Origin of the sequence: Neobacillus drentensis (assembly GCF_036962765.1) — a bacterium.
Lineage (GTDB): Bacteria > Bacillota > Bacilli > Bacillales > Cytobacillaceae > Neobacillus > Neobacillus drentensis_C.
Genome location: NZ_JBALOS010000446.1, coordinates 1 through 2413 on the forward strand (window position 1 = coordinate 1; position 2413 = coordinate 2413).

Below are 2413 nucleotides of genomic sequence, written 5' to 3' on the forward strand. Positions count from 1 at the left end.
CCAAACGACTCATCTGTTACAAGTGCTCCAATCCCGATATTTTTCATTAATGAATATTTTGAAAAGTGGGGAGCCAATGTCATACTTAATAAAAAATTCCGAAAGTTCACAATGAAAGTTGTAAATATAATGGCTGAAATAGGACTTCCTGATACTAGCAGTGCACAAATAATAAATTGAGATGCACCAGCATAAACTAATGCCGATAAAAGAGTTATTTCTACTATACTTAGATTTGAAGAAGATCCAACAATCCCCGCAGCAATTCCAATACTGATATAACCAATTAAAGTTGGAATGCAATCTTTTACTCCTTGAGAAAATGTAGAGAGATTTTCTTCGCGAGTCATTTCGTGAGATAATTCATTCATAGTTTCCCCACCTTTTTGTCTGTTATATTGTTTATATGTATGCTATAGTATACACAAAAAAGAGTCAAGGAGATTTTTTATGGAGATCATTCAAGAGGTTATAGCTAATAATCTTGGCAAAATGAGAAAAAAGCGAGGATTGAGCTTAGATAGCGTAGCGGAACTGACTGGAGTTAGTAAAGCAATGTTAGCTCAAATTGAAAATGGAAAATCAAACCCGACTGTCACCACTCTCTGGAAAATTGCAAATGGGTTACAAGTATCTTTTTCTGCTTTTTTAAAGGAAACTGATAAGCCACAAATTGAAAAAATAAACATCAATCACCTGAACCCATTGATTGATGATGATGGAAATTATCTTGTATATTCCGTTTTCCCATTTCATCCGGAAAAAAAGTTTGAAATTTTCACGGTAGACCTAAAACCTGGTGTTAGTCATATATCCGAAAAGCATATAGGTGAGGAATATGTACTTATACAACGCGGTATACTTACACTCGATGTCCAAGGTGAGAAGTTTGAATTAAACACTGATGAGACGATTAAATTTAACGCAAATACTGAACACATTTATATTAACTCTTCTGATGAACTGGTTAGATTCTATATAATTATCTTTTATTCCGACTAATATCTATGTCTATTTTCTAGGTTAAATTGAATAAAAGTTGCGTAAACGATACGCAACTTTTATTCAACTAACCTCCCTGTTACTTAAATAAGAAAAAGCGATCCTTCGTAATTGAAGCATCGCCCCCGTTCCTTTAAGAACAATTCTTCACAAACTTGTCCTATTTTACAGTTCTTTATTACAGGAATGCTGCCCCTTTTTGTAAGTAAAGCTGTAAATTTAAAATATCTATTAATAAAAAGGTTATTTTTTATTGTATACTTATTTAATCTTAATAAAATGGAGGTTAGTTTTTAATGCCATTATCAAAATCAATTATTAATCCAAGTGTTAGACTGGCTACTTCTCCACCACCACCGTTTCTGCTCATAAACACGCTTATATTTAAAACAGATTAAGAATCTGCGAAATATAAGCTGTTTCGCAGATTCGAAGGAGTAGGAAATGGAATCTAACATTCAGTTTATATTGTCAATGATTATTTTTGGAACAATTGGTTTAGTTGTAAGATACATTGACTTATCTTCGAGTGAAACAGCATTCTTAAGCAGCTCAATTGGTTGTCTCTTTTTAATACTTGTATTCTTTAATCAGAGAAAAACTTTTACATTGAAAAAGATGAAGAGTAATGCGTTAGTTCTTTTGGCATCAGGAATAGCCTTGGGAGGAAACTGGATTTTTCTTTATCAATCATATAATTACACATCTCTCGCAAATGCTACATTAGGATATTATTTTGCACCTGTTTTTGTGATGTTACTTTCACCCCTTGTTTTAAAGGAACAACTACCTATAAAAAAAGTGATATGTATTGTTATAGCAGTAATAGGTATGATGTTCATTGTGGGAAATGGGATAAGTGCATCTGGAAAAGATGATGTACTTGGAATAATTTTGGGGTTAGTTGCAGCAGCTTTTTATGCTGCATTGATGTTGTTAAATAAGTTTATCAAAGATATAGATAGGTTGGAAGTAACCATTATTCAACTGGGTACTACAGCTTTTATTCTTCTACCTTACGTTCTTATTACAGAAGGATTTAACATACTAAATGTATCTATATCCTCCATTCCTTTTATCATTTTATTAGGGGTTGTAAATACAGGAGTAGGGTTTTGGTTGTATTTCTCTGGTATGGAAAAATTAAAAGGTCAGAGCATAGCTATGTTGAGTTATTTTGACCCATTTGTAGCTATTTTAATCTCTGGGTTAATTTTACAAGAGCAATTCACGTTATTACAAATCATAGGTGGAATTCTCTTATTAGTTTCTACTTTTATTAGTGAAATGAGGTTCCGCAGAATACAAGTGTATAAGTAAAAGGACTTTCTCTATTGTGATAAACAAAAAGGACAATACCTTCATTTAGGTATTGTCCTTTTTGTTGTAGATTTTATATTTATTATTATAA

The 2413-nt window shown here is 32.1% G+C and carries 3 protein-coding genes; 2 read left to right on the forward strand and 1 reads right to left on the reverse strand.

The genetic code is table 11. From position 1 onward, the window contains the following. The coding region (locus tag V7137_RS30550) for an AzlC family ABC transporter permease (RefSeq protein WP_335701541.1) at positions 1-371 on the reverse strand (371 nt) is incomplete at its 3' end. A gap of 79 nt (positions 372-450) precedes the next feature. On the opposite strand from V7137_RS30550, the gene V7137_RS30555 reads away from it, so the two are divergent. Together V7137_RS30555 and V7137_RS30560 are read left to right on the forward strand one after the other, a co-directional pair. Beyond that, positions 451-1002, forward strand: a complete 552-nt coding sequence (locus V7137_RS30555) for a helix-turn-helix domain-containing protein (RefSeq protein WP_335701542.1) — start codon at positions 451-453, stop codon at positions 1000-1002. A gap of 444 nt (positions 1003-1446) precedes the next feature. Further along, positions 1447-2322 carry a DMT family transporter gene (locus tag V7137_RS30560; protein WP_335701543.1) on the forward strand — a complete coding sequence of 292 codons (876 nt, stop codon included), beginning with the start codon at positions 1447-1449 and terminating at the stop codon, positions 2320-2322. Positions 2323-2413: the final 91 nt, after the last annotated feature.